Source organism: Sphaerisporangium sp. NPDC049457, from assembly GCF_055586705.1.
This window is the reverse complement of the sequence record NZ_JBVJHR010000015.1, coordinates 208,369-235,243: the sequence shown is the minus strand read 5'-3', so window position 1 is coordinate 235,243 and position 26,875 is coordinate 208,369. Positions and strand designations below refer to the sequence as shown.

Below are 26,875 nucleotides of genomic sequence, written 5' to 3'. Positions count from 1 at the left end.
ATTTGCGCCACGTGTCAACCAAGGGGACACGATGGCCGTCTGGTATCTGCACGGTGCGGCAGTGGTCACGGTCGGGCGGGAGCAGGGTAGGGGTGGGCATGAGGGTGGGGCTGGAGGAGCGTGATGCCGCGCTCCTTGAAGTAGGCCCGCTGACGGCGTCCAGCATCTGGACGCGCTCCTATATGCGGGCTCTACTGGCGGGCGATCTGGCGTGTGCCATGATCGCCTGCGAGGCCGTCATGGGATTCAGGCTCTGGGTGGGCGCCTTCATCCCGTGGTCGGAGTTGTTGTTCGGGTTCGGCCTCGCGCTGGTCGCCTGGCCGGGCGCCCTGGCGCTGGCCGGGGTCTATCGCGAAAAGAGCCACGGCGAGGGCAGCGAGGAGTTCCGCGCCGTCTTCGAGGGCGGGGTGGGGCTCACGGCGGCCGTGGCCATCGCCGCGTACGCCACCCAGACGATGATCGCCCGAAGCTATGTCATGGCGATGCTGCCGCTGGCCACGGCGCTCACGCTGGTGTTCCGCTACCGCATGCGCAAGCGGCTGCACCGCAGGCGCGCCGAGGGCGAGTACCTCCGCCGCGTCGTCGCCGTCGGGCACAGGACCGCCGTGCTCGACCTGGTCATGCAGTTCCGGCGCCAGCCGTACCACGGCATGCGCGTGGTCGCGGCCTGCCTGCCGGCCGGGCAGTACCCCGGCAACGGGCTCGACGTCGACGGCGTCCCCGTCTACGGCGACTTCGCCGACGTCGCCACCGTGGCCGACAAGGTCTCCGCCGACGCGGTCGCCGTGCTGGCCTGCCCCGAGCTCGACGGCGCCGCGCTGCGCCGCCTGGCCTGGAGCATCGAGAGCAAGGGCACCGAGCTGCTGGTCGCCCCGGCCCTCATGGACGTCGCCGGGCCGCGCACCAGCATCAGGCCGGTCGCGGGAATGCCCCTGCTGCACGTCGAGCATCCGGAGTTCGACGGGGCGCGCCAGATCGTCAAGAGCCTCTTCGACCGCCTGCTGGCGACGGCGGCGGTGTCGGTCCTCGCGCTGCCCATGCTGGTGATCGCCCTGCTGGTCCGGTTCACCAGCCCGGGGCCTGCGCTGTTCAAGCAGACCCGGGTGGGCCGCGACGGGCGGGAGTTCCAGGTCTTCAAGTTCCGCACGATGGTGCAGGACGCCGAGAAGCTCAAGCTGGAGCTGGCGGATGACAACGAGTTTGACGGCGTGTTGTTCAAGATGCGGAACGATCCAAGAATCACCCCGGTCGGCGGTTTCCTGCGCAGATATTCGCTGGACGAGCTGCCGCAGCTGCTGAACGTCCTGCGCGGCGAGATGTCGCTGGTCGGCCCGCGCCCGCCGCTTCCCGAAGAGGTGGCCCAGTACGGCACGGACGTGCGCCGGCGCCTGGTCGTCAAACCGGGCATGACCGGCCTGTGGCAGGTCAGCGGCCGGTCCGACCTGTCGTGGGAGGAGTCGGTCCGGCTCGACCTGCGGTACGTCGAGAACTGGTCGCTCATCCTCGACCTGCAGATCCTGTGGAAGACGTGGTCGGCCGTCACCCGCGGCGGAGGGGCGTACTAGTGAAGGCGCTTGTGCTCGCCGGCGGGTCCGGCACCCGTCTCCGGCCCATCACCCACACCTCCGCCAAGCAGCTGGTGCCGGTGGCCAACAAGCCCGTGCTGTTCTACGGGCTGGAGGCCATCGCGGCGGCGGGCGTCCGCGAGGTGGGCATGGTGGTCGGCGACACCCACGCGGAGATCGAGGCCGCCGTCGGCGACGGGTCGGCGTTCGGCCTGGAGGTCACCTACCTGCGCCAGCACGCCCCGCTCGGCCTCGCCCACGCGGTGCTCATCGCCCGCGATTACCTGGGCGAGGACGACTTCGTCATGTACCTCGGCGACAACTTCATCGTCGGCGGCATCGAGCCGCTGGTGCGGCGGTTCGGGCAGGAGCGCCCGGACGCGCAGATCATGCTGACCCGCGTGCCCGACCCCCGGCAGTTCGGGGTGGCGCAACTCGACGCCGCGGGCCGGGTGGTCGGCCTGGAGGAGAAGCCCGAGGCGCCCAAGAGCGATCTCGCCCTGGTCGGCGTCTACCTGTTCAGCCCCGCGGTGCACGAGGCCGTCGCCGCGCTCAAGCCGTCCTGGCGCGGCGAGCTGGAGATCACCGAGGCGATCCAGTGGCTCATCGACGCCGGCCGCCCGGTCGCCTCCACGGTGATCTCCGGCTACTGGAAGGACACCGGCAACGTCGCCGACATGCTGGAGGTCAACCGGCTCGTGCTGGAGGAGCTGGACCAGCGGCTGGACGGCGACGTCGACGGCGCGAGCGAGATCATCGGCCGGGTCGTGGTGGAGGCCGGGGCGAAGGTCGCCGGCTCCCGCATCGTCGGACCGGTGGTCATCGGCGCCGGGGCCGTCGTGCGCAACTCCTACGTCGGCCCGTTCACCTCGGTCGCCGAGAACTGTCAGCTTGTGGACAGCGAGATCGAGTACTCGATCGTGCTGAGGCGCGCGTCCATTCATGGGGTGCGCCGCATCGAGGCGTCCCTGATCGGGCACGACGTCGAGGTCACGCCCGCTCCCAACACGCCCAGAGCCCATCGGCTGGTGCTCGGAGATCACAGCAAGGTGCAGATCAGCTCATGAGGGTTCTGGTAACCGGCGGCGCCGGTTTCATCGGGTCGCACTATGTCCGGACGCTGGTCGGGGGCGGCTACCCGGCGTTCGCGGGCGCCGAGGTCACGGTGCTCGACCTGCTCACCTACGCGGGCAACCTGGCCAACCTCGCGCCCGTCGAGGGCGGCTACGCCTTCGTGCACGGCGACATCTGCGACGCCGCGCTGCTCGACGAGGTCGTCCCCGGCCACGACGTGGTGGTGAACTTCGCCGCGGAGTCGCACGTCGACCGGTCCATCGACGGGCCGGGCGCGTTCGTGCGCACCAACGTGCTCGGCACGCAGACCCTGCTGCAGGCGTGCCTCTCCGCCGGGGTGCCCAAGGTCGTCCAGGTGTCCACCGACGAGGTGTACGGCTCGATCGCCGAGGGCTCCTGGGCGGAGGACGCCCCGCTCCGGCCCCGCTCGCCGTACTCCGCGGCCAAGGCCGGCGGCGACCTGATGGCCCGCGCCTACGCCGTCACCCACGGCCTTCCGGTGTCGGTGACGCGCTGCGGCAACAACTACGGGCCCTACCAGTTCCCCGAGAAGGTCGTCCCGCTCTTCGTGACCAACCTCCTCGAAGGCCGCAAGGTCCCGCTCTATGGGGACGGCGGCAACGTGCGCGACTGGGTGCACGTCGACGACCACTGCCGCGGCATCCAGCTCGTCGCCGAGCGCGGGGAGCCGGGCGAGGTGTACCACATCGCCGGCACGGCCGAGCTGACCAACGTGGAGCTCACCCGGCGCATCCTCGCCGAGCTCGGCGCCGGCTGGAGCGAGGTCGAGCCGGTGCCCGACCGCAAGGGCCATGACCGCCGCTACTCCCTGGACGACACCAGGCTGCGCGGCATGGGGTACGCGCCGCGCACCGGCTTCGACGAGGGCATCGCCGCCACCGTCCGCTGGTACGCCGACAACCCGTCCTGGTGGAAGCCGCTGAAGGGCGCTCGGTGAAGCGGCTGCTGGTCACCGGCGCCAAGGGCATGCTCGGCGGCGCCGTGGTGGCCGAGGCCGAACGCGACACGCAGGCGCCGGACGTGCTGGCCTGCGGGCGCGACCGCCTGGACCTGCGCCACCCCGACGGCGTGCGGCAGGTCCTGCGCGAGGAGCGTCCCGACGTCGTGGTCAACTGCGCCGGCTGGACCGCCGTGGACGACGCCGAGACCCACGAGGCCGAGGCGACGGCGGTCAACGGCGACGGCGTGCGCGCCCTCGCCCTGGGCTGCGCCGAGATCGGCGCGAGGCTGCTGCACGTCTCCACCGACTACGTCTTCGACGGGACGGCCCGCGACCCCTACGCCGAGGACGCCCCGACCCGTCCGGTCAACGCCTATGGGCGCGGCAAGCTGGCCGGCGAGCGCGCCGTCCTCGGCCTGCTGCCCGAGGCGGGCTACGTCGTGCGCACCGCCTGGCTGTACGGCGCCGGCGGCCGCAACTTCGTCCAGACGATGATCGCCCTGGAGCGCGCGCGGGACACCGTGAACGTCGTCGACGACCAGCACGGGCAGCCCACCTGGACCGGCGACCTGGCCGCCCGGCTGCTGCGGCTGGCGCGCGCCGACGCCTCGCCCGGCGTCTACCACGGCACCAGCGGCGGGCGGACGACCTGGTACGAGCTGGCCCGCGAGGTCTTCACCCTGCTCGGCGCCGATCCCGGCCGGGTGCGGCCCGTCACCAGCGCGGCCTTCCCCTCGCCGACCGCGAGGCCCGCCTTCAGCGTCCTCGGCCACGGACGCTGGGCCGTCGCCGGCATGCCCCCCATCCGCCACTGGCGCGCCGCCCTGCACGACGCCTGGCCCTCCCTCACCGGAGGCCGGGCCTGATGTACCTGTCGGAGACCCGCGGGGCGGGCGTCCCCGCCATGGCGGAGGACGGCGCGGCGGAGCCGGACGGCGCGGCCGAGCCCGGCTCCGGCGCGGGCGCCTCCGCTCCGGGCGGGCCCTCGGAGCCGGCCGAGGGAGCCGCGACCGGCTCGCGCTCGGGCGGACCGGGCCGGGTGCTGGCGGGCAACGTGCTCGCGCTGGGGACGGTCAGCTTCCTGACCGACATCTCCTCCGAGATGGTCACCGCCGTCCTCCCGCTCTACCTGATCTTCCATCTCGGCGTCAGCACCCTGCAGTTCGGACTGCTCGACGGCATCTACACCGGGGCCACGGCCGTGCTCCGGCTCGTCGGCGGCCACTTCGCCGACCGGTTCCAGCGCCGCAAGGCGGTGGCCGGGTTCGGGTACGGCCTGTCGGCGGTCACCAAGCTCGGCTTCCTCGCCGCGGGCACGTCCGTTCCGCTGCTCGGGCTGACCATCGGGATCGACCGCACGGGCAAGGGGCTGCGCACCGCGCCGAGAGACGCGATCATCTCGCTGAGCGCGCCCCGCGATGGGCAGGGACGCGCCTTCGGCCTGCACCGCGCGCTGGACACGGCGGGCGCGCTGCTCGGGCCCCTCGCGGCGTTCGCCGTGCTGTGGCTCACCCTGGACGCCTACGACGCGGTGTTCACCGTGAGTTTCTGCGTCGCCGTGGCCGGGGTGCTGGCGCTCGTGCTGTTCGTCCGCGAACCCGCTCCCACCCCGGCGCGCGGCGCCGCCCGCGCGGCAGAGGCCGGGCGCGCGGCGCCGGGCAGGACGGCGCCGGGCAGGACGGCGCCGGGCAGGGCGGTGTCCGTTAGGGCGGTGTCCGTCAGGGCGGCGGCCGGGCTGCTGCGCCAGGCGCCGTTCCGACGGGTGGTCATCGCGGTGCTGCCGCTGTCCCTGGTCACGATCAGCGACTCGTTCCTGTACCTGCTGCTGCAGCAACGGCTGGACATCCCGGCCGGCTGGCTGCCACTGCTGCCGGTCGGGGTCTCGGTCGCCTACCTGATCGCGGCCGTGCCGTTCGGGTGGCTCGCCGACCGGTACGGCCGGTTCACGGTGGTGCTCGGCGGCTATCTCGCCGTCCTGTGCTGCTACTTCCTCGTCCTCTGGGGCGAGGGCATGGCGCCGCTCCTGCTCGCGCTCGGCCTGCGAGGGCTCGGGTACGCGGCCACCGACGGGGTGATCAGCGCCCTGGCCGGTCCGCTGGTGCCCAAGGCCCAGCGGGCGACCGGCCTGGCCATCGTCCAGACCGGCCAGGCGCTGGCGGCCATGGCGGGGGCCTGGTGCTTCGGGGCGCTGTGGACGCTGGGCGGCCCCCGGCAGGCCGTCGCCGTGATGGCCGCCGGGCTGGTCACGGCGATGGTCCTCGCGATCACGCTGCTCGGAAGACGATCGGCCTCGTCCGTGCGCGGAAAGGAAGACGCATGACCATGGAGCGGGGATCCGGTGCGCACCGGGTGGCGGCGGGCCGCGGCCGGCCCTGCCGCCCGGGCCGCGAGCGCGGGGGAGCGCGCCGGTGAACACGATGCAGGGAACGCCCGCGCGGCGAATGGTGCTCGGCACCGTCCTGGACGCGCTGACCTTGCGGCAGGTCGTCGCCCGATGCGTGGAGGCGATCGACGCGGGCCGCAGGCTGAGCATCGGCGTGGTCAACGCCGCGAAGATCGTGAACATGCGCGACGACGCGCTGCTGCGCCGGTCGGTGCTCGACTGCGACCTCGTGCTCGCCGACGGCCAGGCGGTCGTCTGGGCGTCCGGCGTGCTCGGCCATCCGCTGCCGGAGCGTGTCGCCGGCATCGACCTGTTCATGGAGCTGCTCGCCGAGGGCGCGCGGCGCGGGCACCGGGTCTACTTCCTCGGCGCCCGCCCAGAGGTGCTGTCGCGGGTCGTGCGGGAGGTGCACCGGCGCTTCCCCGGCCTGGTCGTCGCCGGCGCCCGTGACGGCTACTTCACCGGCGAGGAGGCCGGGGAGGTCGCGCGCGAGATCGCGGCCACCGATGCGGACATGCTCTTTCTCGGCATCACCTCGCCAAAGAAGGAGATCTTCGTGGCAGAGTGGGGCGAGACCACCCGCGTCAAGATCATTCATGGGGTGGGCGGCTCGTTCGACATCCTCGCCGGAGAGACCCGGCGCGCTCCGGCCGCGTGGCAGCGTCTGGGGCTCGAATGGCTCTACCGACTGCTGCAGGAACCGATCAGGCTCGGGCCGCGCTACCTCAAGACGAACACGCGGTTCCTGCTGATGCTCGCCCACGAACGGTTGCGGCGGCGATGAGCCGCGTCAACGATGAACCGACAAGGGAGGACGACGTGACCCCGAGCCGCCGCGTGGGGCTGCTGGGCCCCGCCACCGGTACGGATCGCCAGGCCGGTGGGTCCGATCCGCTGCCGGGCTTCGTGACCGACATGATCGACCTCGCCGTGCGAGGGCTGCCGCCCGGCTACGTGGACGGCGAGTTCGTCTTCACCCGCCGCGGCAGGCCCGGCGACGCGGGGGCGTGGACCGCCGTGCCCGAGGGCCGCAGCGTCCGCTACACCGCGATCGTCGCGCTGGGCGTCAACACGCTGCCCGTGGACCGGCAGCGCGCGGCGCTGGCCGGCGACACCGCGAGGGAGCTCGCCGGGCGCCTCGTCGACCGGCTGCCCCAGATCAGCGGGCTGGGAGACGCGGCCCTCATCTGCTGGGCGGCGGCCGAGACGGGCCACCCCCGGCTGGACGCGGCGCTCGCGCGGCTGGGCGAGCTGGACGACGCCGTGGGCGAGGACGCCCAGGTCTACACGGTGGAGGCCGCCTGGGCGCTGGCCGGGCTCGTCGCGGCGCGCAAGGCGGGCGGCGCGGTCTCCGACGAGCGCCTCGCCCGCTCGACGGCGCGCATCCTCGGCGGATTGACGCAGGACCGTCTCTACCGGCACGTCCTCGGGCCCACCTCCGGCCCGCTCGTGCCCTGGTACCGCGCCCACGTGGGCTGCTTCGCCGACCAGGTCTATCCGCTGCAGGCGCTCGCCCGCCTGCACGCCCTCACCGGCGACCCCGACGCGCTGCGCGCGGCCGAGCAGGTGTCCGAGGGCATCTGCGCCGGCCAGGGGCCCGAGGGACAGTGGTGGTGGCACTACGACGCCCGGTCCGGCGCCGTCGTCGAGGGCTACCCCGTCTACAGCGTCCACCAGCTCTCCATGGGGCCGATGGCGCTCCTCGACCTCGCCGACGCCGGCGGGCGTCCGCGTGTCGACGAGATCGCGCTCGGTCTGCGCTGGATGCTGGAGCGTCCCGAGACCGACGAGAGGCTGGTGCTGCCGGAACTCGACCTCACCTGGCGCAAGGCCGCCCGCGAGGACCCCGGCAAGGTCGTGCGCGGAGCGCGCGCCGCGGCCACGCGGATGCGTCAGGGCGCCCGCCTGTCCGTGCTCGACCGGGTGTACCCGCCGGTCGCGGTGGACCGCGAGTGCCGTCCCTACGAGCTGGGCTGGCTGCTCTACGCCTGGCTATGCCACCTGGACAGGGCGGACGGATGACCGAGCTCTCCGTCATCGTCCTGACCTACCGCTCCGGCGCCTACGTCGGAAAGTGCCTCACCGCGCTGGAGAAGGCGGTGGCCGGGCTCGACGCCGAGGTGATCGTCGTGGACAACGCCTCCGGCGACGGCACGGTCGAGACGGTACGGGCGCTGGCGCCCTGGGCGCGGGTCGTCGCCCGGGACACCAACGACGGGTTCGCCACGGGATGCCACGCGGGCGCGGACGTCGCCTCCGGCGACCACCTGCTGTTCCACAACCCCGACGCCGAGGTCTTCCCTGAGACGTTGCGCGCGCTGCTCGACTGCGCCAGGGCCGACCCGAAGGCCGGCATCGTCGGAGGCCGGTGCCTGACCGAGACGGGGGAGACCGATCCGCGCTCGTGGTGGGGCAGGCCCACGCCGTGGTCGCTGCTGTGCTTCGCCACCGGTCTCAGTACGATCTTCCCCGGAAGCCGGCTGTTCGACCCGGAAACGCCCCTGCCCTGGAGCGGCGCGCCCGGCCAGACGCGCCAGGTGCCCATCGTCACCGGAGGCATGATGCTCGTCGAGCGGCGGGTGTGGGACGAACTCGGCGGGTTCGACAAGGGCTTCTTCATGTACGCCGAGGACGCCGACCTGTGCCTGCGGGCCGCCGCGGCCGGCTACCGGCCGACCGTCACGGCGGCGGCGACGTTCGTGCACGCCGTGGGGCTGTCGTCCAGTTCGCTGCGCAAGCAGATCCTGCTGTTCACCGGGAAGGTCACGCTGGTACGGCGGCACTTCCCGCTCGTGCTGCGCGAACTCGGCGTGCTGTCGCTCAAGGCGGGCGTGCTGCTGCGCGCCATGGCCGGGCGGTGGATCGGCTCCCCCGGCATGGACCGGCAGGGCAGGCCCACCACCAAGGCCGACGACTGGCGAGGGCTGTGGCATGCGCGCGGCCAGTGGACCAAAGGGTGGTCCCACCGGTGACGTCACCGGGCACGGGCCGCGCGTCCGCGGCAGCCGAACGCGCGTCCGCCGCATTCGCGCGGGAAATGGAGTAGAAGGCCGGAATGGCGAGTGAAGTGAAGATCGCACCGACCGCGGACGTCGATCCCACGGCGGGCATCGGCGAGGGCACCACGATCTGGCACCTCGCCCAGGTGCGCGAGAAGGCCGTGCTCGGCCGCGACTGCATCCTGGGCCGCGGCGCGTACGTCGGGCCTGGCGTGGTGATCGGGGACAACGTCAAGCTGCAGAACTACGCGCTGGTGTACGAGCCGGCCGTGCTCGGCGACGGCGTCTTCATCGGGCCCGCCGCGGTGCTGACCAACGACGTGTACCCGCGGTCGACCGCCGTCGACGGCACGCTCAAGCGTGACGGCGACTGGCCCGCGCAGGGGGTGTCCGTGCGCGAGGGCGCTTCGATCGGCGCTCGCGCGGTCGTCGTGGCGGGGAAGACGATCGGGCGTCACGCGCTGGTCGCCGCCGGGGCCGTGGTGTCCCGGGACGTGCCGGACTTCGCGCTGGTCGCCGGGGTGCCCGCCCGCAGGGTCGGGTGGGTGGGGCGTGCGGGGGTGACGCTCGTGGCGATGGGCGACGGCCGCTGGCGCTGCCCGGCCACCGACGAGGTGTACCAGGAGCGGGACGGCCTGCTCTCCGGGCCGGTCACGGCGGACGATCGTCGTTGAGCCGATGAGACCGTCCGTCAAGGCCCGTGCGGCCGTCGCCGCCGTGGCCGTCGTCGTCCTGGTCGCCGTCGTCGTGGTCGTGGTGCTGCGGGCCCGCGGCGCCGGCCAGACCGCGGCCGCCGCCCGGGTATCCGGAGGCCAGGGCGTCCCCAGTCCTGTCGCGGTGCGGCTCGGCGACCGCGACGACCTGTACGTCGTCCGCGCCGGTCCCGGAGCGGACAGCGGCATCGTGTACGCGGGCGGCGGGGGCGGCGTCCGCTCGACCGGAGTGAGCTGCCGGCGGTTCTACGCCGCCGCGCGCACCGCCGTGTGCCTTCGGCTGGTCCCCGGTGTGGTGACCAAGTCCGACGCGGTCGTCCTGGACGCCGATCTGCACGAGGTGCGCCGTGTGGCGCTGCCCGGCGTGCCCAGCCGGGCCCGCGTCTCGGCCAGCGGCCGCATGATCTCCTGGACGGTGTTCACGACGGGCGACTCCTACCTCAGCGTGGGGTTCGCCACCCGGACCGGGGTGCTGGACACCCGCACCGGCAAGGTCGTGGACAGCCTGGAGAAGTTCACCCTCTACCGCGACGGCGAACCCGAGCGGGCGATCGACCTCAACTACTGGGGCGTCACGTTCGCATCCGACGACAACACCTTCTACGCCACCGTCTCCACCAAGGGCAGGGTGTATTTGGTGAAGGGCGACTTCGCCGCCGGCCGCATGACCCTCCTGCGCGAGGGGCCCGAATGCCCGTCGCTCTCCCCGGACGGCACGCGGCTCGCGTACAAGAAGCGCACCGGCGACCAGTCGAGCCCATGGCGGCTGCACGTGCTCGACCTGCGCAGCGGCCGCGAGACGGCTCTGGCGGAGCCGGCGAACGTGGACGACCAGGCCGCGTGGTACGACGACGGCTCGGTGATGTACGACCGGCTTCGCGGCGACACCACCGACGTGTGGCGGGTGCCCGCCGACGGCTCGGGGGCGCCCGCCCTTCTCGCCGCGGACGCCTTCTCGCCCGCGCGGCACGTCCGCGCCGATGAGCGCCGGGCGAGCACCGGATGAGCGCAGGATCAGCGCGGGGTGAGCGCCGGGCGAGCACCGGAGGGACGCAGGGTGGGCGCCGGAGGAGCAGCGGAAGGGCGCAGGGGGGCGCCGGGTGAGTGCCGGATGCGCCCCTGGGCGCGGGGTGAGCGCCGTCGAGGGTCGGTGCGCGCTCAGGAGGCCAGTGGCTTGCCGTCCTCCCACATGTTGCCGGTGAAGGCGTTGCCCTTCCCCTTGTCCGTGAAGTAGGCCACGGGGCCGTACAGGCCGCCCTTGGGGAAGAACCGGCGGCTGAAGACGTTGTCGACGATCTTGATGTCGGTGGGCACGCCGAACTTCCCCTCGCCGCCGTAGACGGTGTATCCGCCGCCGGCGAGCAGGTTGTTCTGGATCAGGACGCTGTGGGTGCGGCTGAAGTCCTGGCCGAGGATGATCGCGGAGGTCTCTCCCAGCTGGTTCAGGATGACGTTGTACCGCACGGTGAGCGACAGGCCCTTCATCGGCGACCCGCCGACCTGGATCGCGTCGACGTGGTCGCCGGGGTACTCCTTGAAGTCGTGCAGGTAGCACCCCTCGATCAGTCCGTGGTCGGTGACGATGCCGTTCGAGACGGTGTGGATGTTCGCCCGGCGGACGGTGATCTGCCCGCCCTGGTTGAGCACGGCCGTGTCGACCTTCGTGGCGCCGTCGCCCTTGATCTCCACGTCGGAGATGACGGCGCCGGAGAAGCCGTTGCGCTGGATGATCGCCCAGTCGCCCTCCCCGATGACGCGGACGTTGCGCACCACGACGTTGTCGGCCTCGATGTTGAGCTTGCCGTGGATCTCGGCGTTCTCGACGACCTCGCCGTCCTTCTTGACCGTCGTCTCGCCCAGCACGCGGAAGTCGGTGCCCGCTCGCGGGCCCGTGGTGCGGGCGGAGGGGTGGCGAGAGACGTCCGGCCGGCCGTCGGACAGGACGGTGGGCTTCGTCGGGATCGCGCCGGGGCTCTCCTCGGCCTCGCTCGCCCCGCAGGCCGTGAGGAGCGCGCCGCCGAGTGCCATGGTCGTGACGAGCCGGCTGAGACGGCGCGATGACGCGGGGGGGCGGGAAGCGGGCACGGGAGCTCCAGATCATGATCGTCGGAACGCTCCAGGCGGATTCGCCCGAAGCTCGGTGCGGGGCTCGGTGGTGCGGCGGGCGGGCGGCGGTGGCGGTGCGGCGGGGGCGGCGGTGCGGAGGAGGCTCAGTGGCGGGCGGCCGGCGGCCCCGGGTGGAGGCGCTGGTGGTCACGACGGGGCGAGGACGGCCTTTCCCGCGGCCGGCTGAAGGACACGACCCCGACCACTCCGAGAATGGTCATCAGTCCGATGCCGACGGTCGCGCGGCTTTTCTGGAGGGACTGCAGCTCCGGCCCCTTGACGGCATCGATGGCCTCCCACTTGATCATCACTTTGCCGTTGGCGCCCGCCGAGGTCTGCAACCGCTGCACCTTCTGGGTGAGCATCCGGAGCGCCAGATTGAGCGTGTCGATCGACGCCTTGGGGTCGCGCGAGAGCGCCCGCATCGTGGCGTACGGCTGGCCGTACACCGGGACTTCCTCGTTACCCCAATGCGCCACCTCGTAGGAGAACTGGGCGGTGCCCCCCATGCTGCGCAGTTGCTCCCGGGTGGAGGGATTGTCGAAGAACTTTCCGGTGGCCAGCGTCATGTAGATGTGGTTGTCGGTGAAGTGGTCGTAGACCTGCCCCCGGAAGTGGGTCGTCTTGGTCACGAACGCCACCGTCACCGAACTCTGGTAAAGCGGCGACCTGTATCTCACCCACAACACCGCGGACCCGGCGGCGAGAAATACCAGCGTCAGGCAGAAGTACCTCACCACAACTCGCCTTCGCACCGACACATCGTGGCACAGAGGTACGGAGTTTCGGGACAGGCCTGGTAAAGAAAGCGCCAAGAGGAAACACTTGACGGGGATGGCAACGTGCCGAGGCGTTCGCGCGTCCTATCTCGGCGGCTCGGCGGGGTGGGATGGCAGACAGGTGGCACGCCGGGCGGGGGTGAAAGGACACTATGGACCTGCTTGATTCGCTGCGTGCGCTGCTTCGGCGGTGGCCGGTCACGGTGACGTTGCTCGTCGTAACGCTCGCGGCAACGGTGGGGGCGGTGGTGGCGATCCCCTGGCAGTACGAGTCGAAGGCCACGGTGGTCTTCCTGTCGTCCAGGAAGGGCTCCCAGCCGGTGGGCGGCAACCCCTGGCTGGCGTTCGACGGCTCGCTGACCATCACGGCCGAGGTGATCTCCCGCGGGATGAGCGACGAGCGCACGCTGCAGATGCTCAAGGACAAGGGCAAGACGGCCGACTTCACGGTGGGCCTGGCGCAGGATTCGCGCGGCCCGCTGCTCGACATCACGGCCACCGGTCCCGACCCGAAGATCGCCCAGGCCACGATGGAGACGCTCGCGACGCTCAGCCAGCAGCGGCTGACCGAGATGCAGCAGAAGTCCGCGATCCTGCCCGACGCCACCATCCGGGCCGAGCTGGTCACCTCCTCCGACAAGGCCGAGCTGACCCCCGAGAAGAAGATCAGGCTTCTGGTCATCATCTTCGCCGCCGGCATGTTGCTCACCCTTGGCGTGCCGCTGTTCCTGGAGTCGCTGGCGCAGAAGCGCAGGAGGCTCACCGAGCCCGATCCGTCGGTCATGTCGCGGGTGGGGCAGCCCCCGGCCGGCCCCGCCCGTCCCGCGTCGCGCGTCCCGCGTTCCGCCGGTGGCGCCGTCTCCCGTCCCGTGTCCGGCGCCGTGCCGCGCAGCCGGCCGCCCGCGCGGGCCCCGAGGTCGGTCGAGCCGCCCGAGCCCCGGCTGTACGACCGCAGGGTGGCCGCCCCGCCGTCGCCGGCGAAGCACACGCCGGCCGCCGAGCCGCGTGACCCCTGGGCCGACTCCGTCGAGGACGGTTACACGGCCCCGATGTCCGTCGTGCGGGCGAACGACGATCGCTACGGCCGCCCGGACGACAACGCCGCCTCTCAGGGCTCCTCCTCCGGCGCGAGGTCCGCCCCCGCGGACACCGCCAGGCCGGGGCAGGGCGGCCCGGTCTCCGGCGCCGGGCGCGCCGGGAGGCGTCCCCAGCCCGACGGCGACTCCGACGACGAGCCGTACGTCGTGTTCGACCCCACCAGGCCGAGTCGGTGACCAGCACCTTCCAACGGGTCCACTCGTCGGCCTCCCATCCCCGTGGGCATGGTCTCGCGGTCAGGCCGCCCAAGGCGCGCGTGGATCCCGTGACGATCATGACGTTCTTCCTGATCGTCCTGTTCGTCATGCCGGCGCGGTACGTCATCGGCCCGTTGGGCGCGGCGGGGATGCCGGCCTCGCTGGTGGCCGTGCTCCTGCTCGTCTGGTATCTGATGTCCACCCTGTCCCCCAGGTGGACCCCGGTCCGCGGCAAGCAGCCCGTGCGGCTGGTCATCGGCCTGTTCTGCATGGCCGTTCTCGCGAGCTACGTGGCGGGCATGACAAGGCCGTTGTCACCGGAGGAGCTGAACGTGGCCGATCTCGGCCTCGTGCTCGTCGCGGGGTGGGCCGGGGTCGCCCTGGTCACGGCCGACGGGATCAACAGCATGGACCGGCTGGAGACCCTGCGGCACCGTCTGGTGATGGGGGCGTCGTTCGCCGCGCTGGTCGCCATGATCCAGTTCTTCAGCGGCATCGAGATCACCCAGTACCTGGCCCTGCCCGGTTTCGTGGAGAACAGCTCGTCGGTGCTGTTCGAGCGGGACGGCTTCTTCCGGCCGTCCGGCACCGCCACCCACCCCATCGAGCTGGGCGTGACGCTCGCCGCCGTCCTGCCGCTCGCGCTGCATGGAGCGCTCTACTGCCGCGAGCCGGAACGCCGCAGGAACCGCTGGCTGATGGTCGCGCTGATCGCGGGCGTGCTGCCGATGAGCGTCTCGCGCTCGGCCATCCTCGGTCTGTTCATCGTCATGCTGGTGCTGCTCCCGACCTGGCCGGCGGAGTGGCGGCTGAGGGCGGTGCTGATCTTCGGCGCCGGGGCGATCGTGATGCGGCTCATGATCCCCGGTCTGATCGGCACCGTGCTGAACCTGGTCTCGGTCATCGGGTCGGACGAGAGTTCCACCACCCGCACCGGTGACTACCAGGCCGTGATCCAGGCGGTCTCGGAACGGCCGATCTTCGGGCAGGGGTTCAACACCTATCTGCCGCGCATGTACCGCGTCATCGACAACCAGTACCTGATGTCCGCGCTCGACATGGGACTGTTCGGCGTGGCCGCGCTCGTCGTCTTCCTGCTGGCCGGATGGTCGCTCGCCCGGCGCGCCCGGCGGGCCGCCGCCGACGAGGAGACCCGGCACCTCGCGCAGTGTCTCGCCGCCTCGTCCGCGGTCGCCATCTTCGGCTTCGGCACCTTCGACGCGTTCGGCTTCCCGATGATCACCTACGTGATGTTCCTCATCCTCGGCTTCTGCGGCGCCCTCTGGCGTCTCAAGACCCAGCCGCCGCGCGAACCGGCGTTCTAGACCGCTCGCCGGCCCCGGCGCGGCCGGCGGCGCCCGCGGCGGTCACGTCGCCGGCTCCTTCGTCGGCCGTGTCGTCGGCCCCGTCGTCGGTCGTGTCGCGTCGTGGCCGCGCGGATAGAGGGCGGCGAGGGCGTGAGCGGTGTCGGTCATCCGCCGGCGGAGTTCGGCGGGTTCCAGGACGGCGACCTCGGCGCCGAGCTTGAGGAACTCGCCGTGGGCGTGGGTGAGCGACTCGATCGGCACGGTGGCGGTGATCCAGCCCCGGTCGTCGGGCGGGCCGGCCGTCTCGTCCACGGCGCCGATCACGGCGGAGCTCATCACGTCCCTGAGCCGCTCGCGCCCCGCCGGTGACAGCCGGATGACGGCGTGGCCCTGGAACAGCCGCGACCGGAAGTCCGTGAGGTGCGCGCGCCAGTGGCCGGCGAGGTCGAAGGTCTCCGGGCGGGCGAACGTCTCGTCCGTCACCTGGAGGCGGAGGATCTGGTTGACGCGGTAGGTCCGCATCGCGCCGCCGCTTCGGGCCACGAGGTACCACTTCCCGGCCTTGAGCACGAGCCCGTACGGCTCCAGCGTCCGTTCCACCTCCGACGGCTCGGCCCAGCGGCGGTAGAGCACGGTGATGACCCGCCTGTCCCAGACGGCGCCCGCCACCTCCGGCAGGTGGGGCACCTCGTCGCCGTCGTGGTACCAGCCGGGCGCGTCCAGGTGGAAGTGCTCGCGGATCCGCCGGGCGCCCGCCCGCAGGTCGGGCGGCAGCGCGGCCTCGATCTTGCGTTCGGCCGCGGCGGCCAGCGCGCCGAGGCCCAGCTCGGCGGCCGGTCCCGGCATCCCGGCCAGGAACAGCGCCTGCGCCTCCTGGCCGGTCAGCCCGGTCAGCCGCGTGCGGAAGCCGTCCAGCAGCCGGTACCCGCCCTGGTGGCCGGCCTCGCCGTACAGCGGGATGCCGGCGGCATGGAGCGACTCCACGTCGCGGTAGATGGTGCGGACGCTGACCTCCAGTTCGCCGGCCAGTTCCCCGGCGGTCATCCGCCCGCGCGACTGGAGCATCAGCAGGATGGACAGAAGCCGAGAAGCGCGCATATCCACTGACATTACGTGTCAGTGGACGGGCCGTACGGTCCGTTCATGGCGTTCATCGAGAAGAACATGCGGCCGCTCGCCCCCATCGTCGTGGGCGGCCGTCCGTACAAGCGTTACCACGTCGACCGGCCCGAGCGCCCGATCGAGCCGGAGGTCGAGAAGGCGGCCTACGAGTTCCTGCCACGGCTCGTACCCGCGCCCGCCGCCGACTCCCCGGCCGGCTGGGTGGTCCTCCACAGGGGCGGGGACACCGGCGCCTACCTGCTCGCCTACACCTGGGCCTGGGACAACGTGGTCGAGGTGCGCACCGCCGCGGCCGGCCAGCCGGCCGTGGACTGTCCCGACGAGGACCCGGCGCACTTCGTGCCCGAGACGCGGCGCTGGGCCGGGTGCGTGTGGGAGCTGCCCGTCCTGGAGCACGAGCGGTCGTCGTGGGTGCGGCACATGTTCGTCAAGGAGACCCCCGACCTCGACGGCTACCTCGCCGACGTGCGTCCGGAAGGAATGGTGGGACTGTGAACGACTTCGACTTCTACGTCGGCACGTGGGACGTCGCCAACCGCCGGCTCGTGAAGCGGAACGCCGGATGCACGGAGTGGGAGGAGTTCCCCGGCCGCTCGGTGGCGCACCGCTTCTGGGACGGGGCCGGCAACTTCGACGAGATCACCTTCCCGGACAGGGGGTTCGACGGCGCGACGGTCCGCGTGTACAACCCGGAAAGCGGCGAGTGGTCGCTTCACTGGGCCAACAGCACGCGCGGCCTGGATCCGGTTCCGGTCGTCGGCCGGTTCGTCGACGGAGTGGGCCGGTTCTACGCCGACGACCTCGATGACGGCGTGCCGATCAAGGTGCGCTACACCTGGTCGGACATCACCCGGGAGTCGTGCCGGTGGGAGCAGGCGTTCTCCTACGACGGCGGGCGGACCTGGGAGACCAACTGGATCATGGAGTCCACCAGGGCCTCCTGACCCCGCCGCCGCGCCTCCCGGCCTCGCACGCCGCCGCGAGGCGGCGGAACCCGCCCGCGTCCGAGGGGCGCCGCGGGTCAGAGGACGTAGATGGCCAGTGCGGCGAGGCAGATGCTCAGCACGACGAACCGGACGCCTCTCGGGTGCTCCGCGGCCTCCTTCCGGGAGGAGACGACCAGGACGGCGCCGAGGGCCGCCGCCGCCGACAGGTGCAGCCCGAACCACACGGGGATGGGGACGTTCGCCAGGAAGGTGCCGCTCAGCAGGTCGTCGGCGGACCCATAGCCGGCGAGCGCGCTGAGTACGCACAGGCCCAGCGCGGCGAGCCCGTACCGCCAGCGGCCGAGCAGGGTCCACAGCACGGTCCCCGCGAGCAGTACGGCCAAGGAGCCGTGGTGCAGCTGACGTACGCCCAGGCCGCCGGGCACGTCCCAGCTGAGCTTCAGGGTGGACTGGTAGGCGCTGCTCAGGGGGGTGCCGCGCAGCGGGGCGTAGGAGCCGTCGTAGGCCACCAACTGGCCGCTCGGCTCGAAGTAGTAGGCGAGCCAGGCGCCGGTGAGCAGGACGGCCACGAAACAGTAGAGCAGTATCTCGCCCACCAGCTGCCGCGCGCGCTCCATATCGGCATATCCCACCACAAGGGGGTGCATGCGGAGGGGCTTTTGTGATCACTCCTCAAACGGGAGGAGCGTTGGAGCGCGCGCGGGCGAGGCGCGACGGCCGCTACAGCTGGCGCAGGACCTTGTCCAGGGCTTCGGCCACCCGCTCCTGCTGGTCCGCGGTGAGGTGGGGGTGCATGGGCAGCGAGAGGATCTCGCCCGCGGCCCTCTCGGCCACCGGGAAGTCGCCGGGGCCGTGGCCGAGGCCGCGGAACGCCGGCTGCAGGTGCACCGGCACCGGGTAGTGGATCTGCGCCTGTACCCCGGCCTCCTGGAGCCCGGTCAGCACCCGGTCGCGCTCGGGCACCCTGATCACGTACAGGTGCCACACGTGGGTGTTGCCCGGCGCGACGCGCGGCGGACGCACGCCCTCGATGCCCGACAGCAGGGCGTCGTACCGGTCGGCCGCCGCGCGGCGCAGCTCGTTCCACCGGGCCAGCCGCCGCAGCTTCGCCCGCAGCACGACCGCCTGCAAAGTGTCCAGACGGGAGTTGAACCCGAGCGTCTCGTGCCGGTACTTCACCTCGCTGCCGTGGCTGGTGAGCAGCCGGACGGCCCGCGCCACCCCGGCCGAGGAGGCCAGCACCGCCCCCGCCTCGCCGTACGCGCCGAGGTTCTTGCCGGGGTAGAAGCTGGTGGCGGCCAGGCCGGCCGGGGGACGCCCTGCCTGCTCGGCGCCCTGCGACTGCGCGGCGTCCTCCACGATGGCCAGGCCGCGCGCCCGGGCGACCTCGTGGACGGCCGCCATGGGCGCGAGCTGCCCGTACAGGTGCACCGGGATGATCGCCGAGACGTCCGGCCCGGCGGCGGCGGCCGCGGACTCCGGGTCGAGCAGCAGGTGGTCGTCGTCGCAGTCGGCCAGTACGGGGCGCAGCCCGGCGCGGACGACGGCCTCGGCGGTGGCGACGAAGGTGTTGGCGGGCAGCACCGCGCCGCTCCCTGCGGGCAGGTCCAGCGCGCGCAGCGCCAGCTCGATGGCGTCGGTGCCGTTGCCCACGCCCACGCAGTGCGGCACGCCGGAGAAGGCGGCGTACTCCTCCTCGAAGGCCGCGACGTCCGGGCCCTGCACGAACGCGGTGTCGCGGAGCACCCGGTCGAAGCCCTCGGCCACCTCCTCCGCCACCTCGGCGTGCGCGGCGCGCAGATCGACGAACGGGATCATGTCAGTGCTCCATGGGGGAGGGGACGGTGACGGTGGCGGGACGCAGGAAACGGGCGGGCACGCCGGCCCAGACCTCGCGGTCGGGGATGTCGCGGGTGACGACCGATCCCATGCCGACCAGGGCGTAGGAGCCGATCGTACGGTTCTCGCGGACCAGCGCCCCGGAGCCGAGGTAGGCCCCGGCGCCGACGCGGACGGCCCCGGCCAGCCGCACGCCGGCGGCGAGCGTGGTGAAGTCGCCGAGCACGTCGTCGTGCGTGAGCGTCACGTGCGGCATGACGGTGACGTGCGCGCCGACGCTCACGGCCGCCGTGAGCACGGTATGCGCCATGATCACCGTCCCGGGGCCGACCGTCGAGGACCGGGACACGCAGACGCTCGGGTGGATCAGCGTGGCGTACCGGTCGCCGGGCAGCCCGAGGCGGCGGACGATGCGGGCGCGGCTGCCGTAGTCGCGCGGGCTTCCGGTGCACACGACGAGCTTCGCGCCGGGATGACGGGCGATCTCCTCGGTCCCGCCGAGCACGGGCACCCCGTCGACCGTCGCGCCGTGCCGCGCCGGGTCGTCGTCCAGATGCCCGAGCAGCTCCCAGGCCGGGGCCGCCTCGTTGAGGTCGAGGACGAGCTGGGCGGTCTCCCGGGCGAAGCCGCCCGCGCCCACGATGAGCAGAGGGGTCATGCCATGGGCCTTTCGCCGTCGATGGGCCTGCCGGTCCAGGTCACGTCGCCTCTCTGATGTCGCGCAGGACCCGCCGGTTGCGGTAGGCGTACAGCGCCGCCGCTCCGGCGCCCGCCAGACCGGCGACGGCCAGGGCGAGCAGGTCGACGGGGATCAGGCGCACGGCCGTCACCGTCACGGCGTACACCGCGGCGGCGGTGAGCATCCCGGGGAGGAACCCGCCGAGCAACCGCCCCGCGTTCACGCCGGTGCGGCCCAGCTGCACCAGGTACGCGGGGAGCACGACCGCCGTGGACACCGCGACCAGCGCGATGGGCGCCCCCCGCAGCCCGCCCGCCTGGATGCCGACGTAGACGGCCGGGGCCAGGGCGCACAGCCACAGCACCTGGATGGCCATGACCGCGCGCGAACGCTCCAGCACGACGAGATAGTCGTACATCAGCTCGGACAGGATGCGCAGCGCGGCGAACACGCCGAGCCAGGCCAGCACGTCCGCCGCGGGCTGCCACGCCTCGCCGTACACGAACCGGATCAGCGCGGGCGCGCTGCCGCTGAGCAGCAGGCACACCGGCGCGGTGAGTCCCACGAGCAGGCCCGCGGTGGTGAGGAACGCCCGGTTCAGCGTCGGCCGGTCGTGCTGGAGCCGCGCGAAGGCCGCGGGCGCCACGGCGCGCACGGGCTGCGAGAAGACCGTGATCGGCCAGCCGGACAGGTTGAAGGCCAGCACGTAGAAGCCGAGGGCGACCGGGCCGAGCAGATGCCCGACGAGGATCTGGTCGACGTACCCCGCGGCGAAGACCACCAGGGACGAGCCCGCGAGCGGCAGCCCGAACCGCAGGAGCCGCCGGACGACGTCCCGGTCGAAGCCGAACCGCAGGCGATGCGGGGCGAACACCACGCACAACGTGCCGCCCGCCAGCGAGCCGCAGACCCGGCCCACCGCCAGGCTCATCGCCCCCCAGCCGAGCAGGGCCAGCACCAGCGACACCGCGGCGCCGAGCCAGCTGTCCACCTGGTCGACGATCGCCTTGCGGCCCTGCATGAACTCCCGTTGCATGAGGGCGGCCGAGGTGGAGACGACCCCGTTGATCAGGACGCTCAGCGCGAGCACGCGCACCGGGCCGGTGGCGGCGGGGTTGCCCATGGCCTCGGTGAACGCGGGCGCCACGGCCAGCACCGCCAGGCAGATGACCGCGCTGGAGGCCGTGGCCAGGGTCGTGACCGTCGGGGCGATCCGCCGGGGGTCGTCCGGCCAGCGGACGATCGCGAGGCTGACCCCCAGTTCGTTGACGCTGAGCATGGCGAGCAACGCCACCAGGGCCACGGCGAACGTGCCGAACTCCAGAGGGCCGAGCACGCGGGCCAGCACGATGCCGATGGCCAGTGTGCCGAATCTGGCGCCCATGGTGCTGACCAGGCTCCAGCCGAGGGCGCGCCGCGCCCTCGCCGTGAGCGAGGCCACCGACTCTCCTGCCTCCTCCGCCGCCGCGCCGGGGGAGGCGGGCGGAGTGCCCGTCACCCGGGCTCCTTGGCGACCGCGTTGAAGTCGTCGCGCGCCTGCGTGCCCCGCAGCCGCTGGTAGCGGCGGCGCAGCTTGTGCGCCGCCACGCCGTGCGCGGTGCTGATGGCCTCGCGCGTGGAGGGGCGTTCGGCGATGGCCTGCTCGTAGATGTCCAGCTGCACCCGGGCGGCGCTCTCCAGGCTGAACCGGCCGGTCACCAGCCGCCTGCCGTACTCGCCGAGCCGGTCGCGGAGCGCGGGGTCGCCGTAGAGCTTCCGCACCGCCGCCTCGAACCGGGCGGGGCCCTCCTCGCGCCCGGCGCCCAGGTCGTACCAGCCCCGGCTGAGGAACAGCGGCTCGCTTTCAGGGGTGAGCAACTCGAAGAAGCCGCGTTCGCCCTGGACGATGAGCGGTTTGGCGAAGGCCAGCGAGCGCAGCGCGGAGCCGCCCATGCCCAGGCAGACCGAGGCGGCGGCGTAGGCGGGGCGCGGGTCGGTGAGCTCGCCGGTCAGCACCACCACCCGGCGGCCCGCCGCCGCGTTGGCGGCCGCGGCGTGCTCCTCGACCTCCGCGCGGGACGTGCCGTCCCCGACCACGATCAGCCGCAGGTCGAGCTCGGCGGCCAGGCGGCCCACCGTGTCGACGGCGGTGAGTATGCCTTCGAGCTTCAGCTCGGGCACCAGCCGGCAGACCACCACGATGTCCATCGGCCCCGGGGTCAGGCCGTACTTCTCCCGGAAGTCGTCCGCGGGGTGGCCGGGGGCGTTGGCGGTGACGTCCACGGGCGGCTCGATGAGGTGTACCCGGCGGTAGTGCGGCGCGGCGCGTTCCTGGATCTCCCGCGTGCCGACCACCAGCGGAAGCGACGACGGCAGGAAAGGAGCGACCACCAGTGACATGACCGTGCAGACGGCCGTGGCGCGCCCCGGCCCTTTCGCGCCGGACCCCATCCCGCCCACCGCCGTGTAGTAGGCCTCCACGCCGGGCGGCCACTCGTACCCGTGGACGACGTCGATGCCCCGGGAGTCCACCAGAGACCGCAGCCGGCGGATGGTCGTCCGCGACGGGCGGCGCCGGTACAGGTCGAGCTCGATGTGCTCGAGACCCGCGTCGGTCACGTTGCGCACCAGCGGGCCCGGCTCGCTGATGACGGTCACCTCGTGGCCGAGCCGCTGCACGGCGGCGGCCAGTTCCACGGCGTTGAGCTGGCTGCCGCCCACCTCCATGGAGTGCGGGTAGACGAGGATGCGACGGGTCATGCCGGCCTGCCCTGGCCGGCCGCCGCCGCGTGCATCGCCTCCGCCACCTGGTCCTGCTCGTTCTCGGTCATCGTGTGGAACAGCGGGAGGATGAGCGAGTTGGCCGTCAGCCATTCGGTGGCCGTCAGGTCGGCGTTGGACATGCCGGCATAGGCGGGCTCCAGGTGGGCGGCCATGATGCCTCGCCGCGCGGAGATCCCCTTGGTGGACAGGAAGGCCATCAGCGCGTCGCGGCCCATCGGGAAGTCGCCCGGCAGCGCGACCCAGAACGACTGGTAGTTGGTCGTGCCGTACGCGGGGTCGGTCACCATGCGCAGCCCGGGGATGCCGGCGAGCAGTTCGTGGTAGCGGGCGGCGAGGGCGCGGCGCCGTTCGACCATCCGGCCGAGCCTGCCGAGCTGGACCAGCCCGACCGCCGCCTGCAGGTCGGTCATCCGGTAGTTGTAGCCGACTTCGAGGTACTGCTCGGGCGCGGTGATGCCCTGGGCGTGCCGATCGGCCGCGCTGACGCTCATGCCGTGCTCGCGCAGCCGCCGCGCCCGTGCCGCCTGCTCGCCGTCCATCAGCGTGATCATCCCGCCCTCGCCGGCGGTGAGGAGCTTGCGCGGGTGGAACGACCAGGCGGCCAGCGGCGCGCCGGCGCCCACGGGCCGGTCCTTGTACGTGGCTCCCGCGGCGCACGCGGCGTCCTCGATGATGACCAGGTCGGGGAACGCGGCGCGCACCTCGTCCACGTCGGCGGGCATCCCCGCCTGGTGGACCAGGATGACGGCCCGGGTGCGCGGGGTGCGGACCGCCTCGATGGTCTTGGCGGTCAGGTTGGCGGTCACCGGGTCGATGTCGGCGAACACCGGCTCCGCGCCCGCGTGCCGCACGACGTTGGCGGTCGCGATGAACGACAGCGAGGGCACGACCACCTCGTCGCCCGCGCCGATGCCGGCCAGGACGAGGGACAGGTGCAGCGCCGTCGTGCAGGAGGTGACGGCCACGCCGTGCCCCGCCTGGACCGACTCGGCGAAGCCGCGCTCGAACTCCGTCACGCGCGGGCCCTGCGCGACCCAGCCCGAGGCGATCACCTCGGCCACCGCCGTCGCCTCTTCGGGCCCGAACCACGGGCGCATCACCGGGATCATCGTTCGGTCACCTTCCTTGACGCCTGTGACGTCGCATCGATGTCGAGCAGCTCCGCGAGCACGCGGACCCGCTCATTCCAGTCGTGCAGTGCCGCGAACGCCTGGCGGCGGTCCGCCAGCGCGGTGGTGCGGGTCACGGCCAGCTCGGTGGCGACCGCCTTGGCGAACGCGGCGGGCGCTTCCCGTCCCGCGTCCGGCCGTGTCGTCCGGATCAGGTCGCCGGCGGCCAGCCAGCGGGTCGCCGGCAGGTCCGTGGACACCACGCCGCGTCCGGCGGCGAGGTACTCCAGCGTCTTCAGCGGGAAGCTCGCCCGGTTGAACGGGCTGTCGGCGTACGGGGTGAGCCCCACGTCGATCGCCCGCAGGTACGACCGCAGGCTCTCGTACGGCTTGCGGCCGACCCAGTGCACGCCGGGACGGTCCACCAGCGCCGGGAAACGCTCGGGCTCGTACCCGGGGGAGCGCGGCCCCACCAGCACCAGAGGGTGGCCGGCGTCGGCGACGGACTCCAGCAGCGAGATGTCGATGCGCCCGTTGATGTGCCCGACGAATCCCGCGACCGGCGTCCCGGCCAGCTCGGCGGGCAGGTCGTCCGGCCACGGGGCGGCGTCCACGTCGGCGCACGCCTCGCTGTCGCAGCCGTTCGGCACGAGCACGGCGTCGCGGCCCAGGGATGTGGCGCGTTCCAGCAGGCCGGGGGAGACCACCGCGACGCGGTCGGCCCTCCGGGCCATCCGCGTCTCGATGCGGGAGAGCTGCTCTGTGGCCATGCCGAGCAGTGACGCGCCCGCCACCAGGTCGTCGGTGATGTAGCGCAGCGTCCGCGCGCCGGGGGCCGCGCCGAGGAGGTCAGTGGTGCCCGACGCGACCACGGCGGTGATCCGGCGTCCGAGCCTGCGGGCCGAGCGGCGGACGGCCCTGCGGGCCAGCGCCGCCGTCACCCGGTCGACGCCCGGACGGTGCGCGGCAGGCGGGGCGACGGGGGTGAGCCGCCACAGTCCGGGCCGCACCCGCGCGGGCTCGCCCTGCCGGTGACCGCCGCGCGGACGCCGGAGCACGGAGACGGGCGGGTCGACGTAGAGCACGTCGACCAGCCCGCTGAGGCGGTCCGCCATCTGCTGGTCGGTCCCTTTGACCCCGTCGTAGGCCGTGCCGCCCGCGTAGACGAGCAGCGCGTTCACGTGGCGCTCGACGCCTCGCGCTCGGCCCGCCACCAGGCCACCAGACGGCGCAGGCCCTCTTCGAGCCCGACCTCCGCCTTCCACCCGAGCCGTTCCGCCGCGGCGCCGACGTCGGCCAGGCGGCGTGTCACGCTCTTGACCGCGCGGGCCGGGCCGTGCTCCACGCCGAGGCCGTCGGCCCCCATGACCGCCATGAGCGTCTCGGCCAGTTCCTTGAGGCTGGTCTCCCGCGCGCTCGCGATGTTGAAGACCGCGTCGGTCGCGTCGCTTCCGGCCGCGAGCAGGTTGGCGCGCGCGATGTCCTCGGTGTAGACGAAGTCCATGGTCTGCAGCCCGTCGCCGAGGATCAGCGGGGGCTGACCGGCCTCGATGCGCTCCATCCACCGGATCAGCACCTCGGTGTAGAGGCCGTGGATGTCCATGCGAGGCCCGTAGACGTTGAAGTACCGCAGAGCGACGTAGTCGAGCCCCCGCATGGCGTGGAAGCTGCGCAGCAGGCCCTCGTTGAACGTCTTCGCCGCACCGTACAGGGTGTCGTTGTCGTAGGGGTGGTGGTCCTCCCTGGTGGGGAACCGCGTCGCGAGCCCGTACACCGACGCCGAGGACGCGGCCACCACCTTGCGCACGCCCGCGTCGGCCGCGGCCTCCACGACCTCGTAGGTGCCGTCCACCAGCACCTCCAGGGCGAGGCGAGGCTCTTCGGCGCACTGGGTGATGCGGATGGCCGCCTGGTGGAAGACCAGATCGATGCCCTCGACGGTGGACCGGACCAGGCCGCGGTCGCGGATGTCGCCTTCCACGATCTTCAACCGGTCGCCGTGCGCGGCGGCCGCGGCGGCGAGGTTGGCCCTGCGCCCGCGCACGAAGTTGTCCAGCACCACGACCTCGGCCGCTCCCGCGTCCAGAAGCTGGTCGGCGATGGTGGAGCCGATCGTGCCGGCGCCGCCCGTGATCAGGCAGCGACTGTTCTGGATCATGTGGTCGAACTCCCCAGGTCGATTCTCTTGCCGTCATTGTCGATGCTGCGCCCGGCGGCTTCCAGTAGAGCCAGCACGCGCAGGCCGGAGTGGCCGTCGGTGAGCGGAGCCCGGCCTTCGTCGATCGCGGCCGCGAACTCCTCCATCACGCCGCGCAGCGCCTCGCGCTCCGGGAGCGCCGGTACGACGAGGTCGCCCGTCCGGTAGGAGATGAGCGCCTCGCGGCGCTCGTCCGCGCCGGCGGTGGCCAGATCGACCCCCCGGTCGTACACCGCGAGCCGCTGGGCGGGGTTGACGTCGTCCCACACGACGGTGCGCTGGGAACCGCCGATCACCGTCGTGCGGATCTTGGTCGGGCTGAGCCAGTTGACGTGGACGTGCGCCATGGCCCCCGACGACAACCAGAGCGTCAGGTACGCAAGGCACGGCCGCCCCGCCCCGATGGGGTCGGAGGCGTGGGCGGCCACGGCGACGGGCTCGACGCCCTTGGGCAGCACGAAGTCGAGGATCGACAGGTCGTGCGGCGCGAGGTCCCACAGCACGTTCACGTCCGGCTGCACCAGGCCGAGGTTGATGCGCACCGAGTCGACGAACTGGATCTCGCCCAGGTCGCCGCACCGGATCAGGTCTCTGATCCGGCGCACCACCGGTGTGTAGCAGAAGGTGTGGTCGAGCATGAGCACCCGGCCCTTCTCCTCCGCGAGGGCGACCAGCTTGGCGCCCTCCTCGTAGGTCGGAGTGAGGGGCTTTTCGACCAGGACGTGCTTGCCGGCGTCCAGGGCGGCGCGGACCAGGTCGAAATGGGTCCGCGCCGGGGTGGCGATCGCCACCGCCTGCACAGCCGGGTCGGCGAGCACGTCCTCTACCGAACCGGTCGGCCTCACCGTCGTGTAGCGGCCGAGCACCGCCTTCGCGCGTTGCTCGTCGAGGTCGCACAACCACCTGAGATCGAGCTCTGGTGTGGCCATCGCGTTCCGCACCAGGTTCGGTCCCCAGTAGCCTGCGCCGATCACGGCGAGGCCGATCGATGTCACCGGGACTCCTTTCGTTCGGGGCTGACCCGTCCTTCGGACGCG

The 26,875-nt window shown here is 72.6% G+C and carries 26 protein-coding genes; 14 read left to right on the top strand and 12 right to left on the bottom strand.

Annotated features, from left to right (window positions below; all coding sequences use genetic code 11):
* Nucleotides 1-98: 98 nt before the first annotated feature.
* From ACZ6QO_RS24135 to ACZ6QO_RS24090, 10 genes are all read left to right on the top strand, one after another.
* A complete protein-coding gene (locus ACZ6QO_RS24135; RefSeq protein WP_465853847.1) occupies nt 99-1,565 on the top strand; it encodes a sugar transferase in 1,467 nt (488 codons plus the stop codon).
* Complete coding sequence (locus tag ACZ6QO_RS24130) at nt 1,565-2,632, top strand: glucose-1-phosphate thymidylyltransferase (RefSeq protein ID WP_465853846.1); 1,068 nt, start codon at nt 1,565-1,567, stop codon at nt 2,630-2,632. The genes ACZ6QO_RS24135 and ACZ6QO_RS24130 overlap by 1 nt, the downstream gene beginning before the upstream one ends.
* The gene (rfbB, locus tag ACZ6QO_RS24125) at nt 2,629-3,597 is read left to right on the top strand and encodes a dTDP-glucose 4,6-dehydratase (protein ID WP_465853845.1); all 969 of its coding nucleotides are present in this window, start codon (nt 2,629-2,631) and stop codon (nt 3,595-3,597) included. Before ACZ6QO_RS24130 ends, rfbB begins: the two co-directional genes overlap by 4 nt.
* Nucleotides 3,570-4,466: a dTDP-4-dehydrorhamnose reductase gene (gene rfbD, locus ACZ6QO_RS24120; RefSeq protein ID WP_465853844.1), complete on the top strand. Its 897-nt coding sequence runs from the start codon at nt 3,570-3,572 to the stop codon at nt 4,464-4,466. Before rfbB ends, rfbD begins: the two co-directional genes overlap by 28 nt.
* The gene (locus tag ACZ6QO_RS24115; protein ID WP_465853843.1) at nt 4,466-5,920 is read left to right on the top strand and encodes an MFS transporter; all 1,455 of its coding nucleotides are present in this window, start codon (nt 4,466-4,468) and stop codon (nt 5,918-5,920) included. The genes rfbD and ACZ6QO_RS24115 overlap by 1 nt, the downstream gene beginning before the upstream one ends.
* A 97-nt stretch (nt 5,921-6,017) precedes the next feature.
* On the top strand, nt 6,018-6,767 hold the full coding sequence (locus ACZ6QO_RS24110; protein WP_465853896.1) for a WecB/TagA/CpsF family glycosyltransferase: 750 nt from the start codon (nt 6,018-6,020) through the stop codon (nt 6,765-6,767).
* Between the two features lie 35 nt (nt 6,768-6,802).
* Nucleotides 6,803-8,005 (top strand): hypothetical protein, encoded by a 1,203-nt coding sequence (locus ACZ6QO_RS24105; protein ID WP_465853842.1) that lies wholly within the window; start codon nt 6,803-6,805, stop codon nt 8,003-8,005.
* Nucleotides 8,002-8,955 carry a glycosyltransferase family 2 protein gene (locus ACZ6QO_RS24100; RefSeq protein ID WP_465853841.1) on the top strand — a complete coding sequence of 318 codons (954 nt, stop codon included), beginning with the start codon at nt 8,002-8,004 and terminating at the stop codon, nt 8,953-8,955. Before ACZ6QO_RS24105 ends, ACZ6QO_RS24100 begins: the two co-directional genes overlap by 4 nt.
* 83 nt (nt 8,956-9,038) lie before the next feature.
* A complete protein-coding gene (locus ACZ6QO_RS24095; RefSeq protein ID WP_465853840.1) occupies nt 9,039-9,656 on the top strand; it encodes an acyltransferase in 618 nt (205 codons plus the stop codon).
* A gap of 4 nt (nt 9,657-9,660) precedes the next feature.
* Nucleotides 9,661-10,701 carry a TolB family protein gene (locus tag ACZ6QO_RS24090; RefSeq protein WP_465853839.1) on the top strand — a complete coding sequence of 347 codons (1,041 nt, stop codon included), beginning with the start codon at nt 9,661-9,663 and terminating at the stop codon, nt 10,699-10,701.
* 152 nt (nt 10,702-10,853) lie between these two features.
* Here ACZ6QO_RS24090 and ACZ6QO_RS24085 read toward each other — a convergent pair whose 3' ends face one another.
* Both ACZ6QO_RS24085 and ACZ6QO_RS24080 read right to left on the bottom strand, forming a co-directional pair.
* Complete coding sequence (locus tag ACZ6QO_RS24085) at nt 10,854-11,723, bottom strand: hypothetical protein (RefSeq protein ID WP_465853838.1); 870 nt, start codon at nt 11,721-11,723, stop codon at nt 10,854-10,856.
* A gap of 182 nt (nt 11,724-11,905) precedes the next feature.
* Nucleotides 11,906-12,556: a hypothetical protein gene (locus ACZ6QO_RS24080; RefSeq protein WP_465853837.1), complete on the bottom strand. Its 651-nt coding sequence runs from the start codon at nt 12,554-12,556 to the stop codon at nt 11,906-11,908.
* A 176-nt stretch (nt 12,557-12,732) separates the two neighbouring features.
* On the opposite strand from ACZ6QO_RS24080, the gene ACZ6QO_RS24075 reads away from it, so the two are divergent.
* Nucleotides 12,733-13,854 (top strand): YveK family protein, encoded by a 1,122-nt coding sequence (locus ACZ6QO_RS24075; RefSeq protein ID WP_465853836.1) that lies wholly within the window; start codon nt 12,733-12,735, stop codon nt 13,852-13,854.
* Between the two features lie 80 nt (nt 13,855-13,934).
* Complete coding sequence (locus tag ACZ6QO_RS24070) at nt 13,935-15,200, top strand: O-antigen ligase family protein (protein ID WP_465853835.1); 1,266 nt, start codon at nt 13,935-13,937, stop codon at nt 15,198-15,200.
* Nucleotides 15,201-15,242: 42 nt separating this feature from the next.
* Here the strand turns inward: ACZ6QO_RS24070 and ACZ6QO_RS24065 are convergent, their stop codons facing one another.
* On the bottom strand, nt 15,243-16,280 hold the full coding sequence (locus tag ACZ6QO_RS24065; RefSeq protein WP_465853834.1) for a helix-turn-helix transcriptional regulator: 1,038 nt from the start codon (nt 16,278-16,280) through the stop codon (nt 15,243-15,245).
* 45 nt (nt 16,281-16,325) lie between these two features.
* Between ACZ6QO_RS24065 and ACZ6QO_RS24060 the strand changes: the two genes are divergently transcribed.
* Nucleotides 16,326-16,799 (top strand): hypothetical protein, encoded by a 474-nt coding sequence (locus tag ACZ6QO_RS24060; RefSeq protein ID WP_465853833.1) that lies wholly within the window; start codon nt 16,326-16,328, stop codon nt 16,797-16,799.
* Nucleotides 16,796-17,248, top strand: a complete 453-nt coding sequence (locus tag ACZ6QO_RS24055; protein WP_465853832.1) for a hypothetical protein — start codon at nt 16,796-16,798, stop codon at nt 17,246-17,248. The genes ACZ6QO_RS24060 and ACZ6QO_RS24055 overlap by 4 nt, the downstream gene beginning before the upstream one ends.
* A 77-nt stretch (nt 17,249-17,325) precedes the next feature.
* Here ACZ6QO_RS24055 and ACZ6QO_RS24050 read toward each other — a convergent pair whose 3' ends face one another.
* The 9 genes from ACZ6QO_RS24050 to ACZ6QO_RS24010 all read right to left on the bottom strand — a co-directional run bounded on the left by ACZ6QO_RS24050 (nt 17,326) and on the right by ACZ6QO_RS24010 (nt 26,833).
* A complete protein-coding gene (locus ACZ6QO_RS24050; protein ID WP_465853831.1) occupies nt 17,326-17,868 on the bottom strand; it encodes a hypothetical protein in 543 nt (180 codons plus the stop codon).
* Nucleotides 17,869-17,971: 103 nt separating this feature from the next.
* The gene (locus ACZ6QO_RS24045; protein ID WP_465853830.1) at nt 17,972-19,069 is read right to left on the bottom strand and encodes a DegT/DnrJ/EryC1/StrS family aminotransferase; all 1,098 of its coding nucleotides are present in this window, start codon (nt 19,067-19,069) and stop codon (nt 17,972-17,974) included.
* Between the two features lies 1 nt (nt 19,070).
* The gene (locus tag ACZ6QO_RS24040; protein WP_465853829.1) at nt 19,071-19,748 is read right to left on the bottom strand and encodes an acetyltransferase; all 678 of its coding nucleotides are present in this window, start codon (nt 19,746-19,748) and stop codon (nt 19,071-19,073) included.
* Nucleotides 19,749-19,788: 40 nt separating this feature from the next.
* Nucleotides 19,789-21,267, bottom strand: a complete 1,479-nt coding sequence (locus tag ACZ6QO_RS24035) for a lipopolysaccharide biosynthesis protein (protein WP_465853828.1) — start codon at nt 21,265-21,267, stop codon at nt 19,789-19,791.
* Nucleotides 21,264-22,508, bottom strand: a complete 1,245-nt coding sequence (locus ACZ6QO_RS24030; RefSeq protein ID WP_465853827.1) for a glycosyltransferase family 4 protein — start codon at nt 22,506-22,508, stop codon at nt 21,264-21,266. Before ACZ6QO_RS24030 ends, ACZ6QO_RS24035 begins: the two co-directional genes overlap by 4 nt.
* A complete protein-coding gene (locus ACZ6QO_RS24025) occupies nt 22,505-23,641 on the bottom strand; it encodes a DegT/DnrJ/EryC1/StrS family aminotransferase (RefSeq protein WP_465853826.1) in 1,137 nt (378 codons plus the stop codon). Before ACZ6QO_RS24025 ends, ACZ6QO_RS24030 begins: the two co-directional genes overlap by 4 nt.
* Nucleotides 23,638-24,855: a glycosyltransferase gene (locus ACZ6QO_RS24020; protein WP_465853825.1), complete on the bottom strand. Its 1,218-nt coding sequence runs from the start codon at nt 24,853-24,855 to the stop codon at nt 23,638-23,640. The genes ACZ6QO_RS24025 and ACZ6QO_RS24020 overlap by 4 nt, the downstream gene beginning before the upstream one ends.
* Nucleotides 24,819-25,799, bottom strand: coding sequence for an SDR family NAD(P)-dependent oxidoreductase (locus ACZ6QO_RS24015; RefSeq protein ID WP_465853824.1), 981 nt, complete (start codon nt 25,797-25,799; stop codon nt 24,819-24,821). Before ACZ6QO_RS24015 ends, ACZ6QO_RS24020 begins: the two co-directional genes overlap by 37 nt.
* Entirely contained in the window at nt 25,796-26,833 is a 1,038-nt protein-coding gene (locus ACZ6QO_RS24010) for a Gfo/Idh/MocA family protein (RefSeq protein ID WP_465853823.1), read from the bottom strand. Before ACZ6QO_RS24010 ends, ACZ6QO_RS24015 begins: the two co-directional genes overlap by 4 nt.
* Between the last annotated feature and the right edge of the window lie 42 nt (nt 26,834-26,875).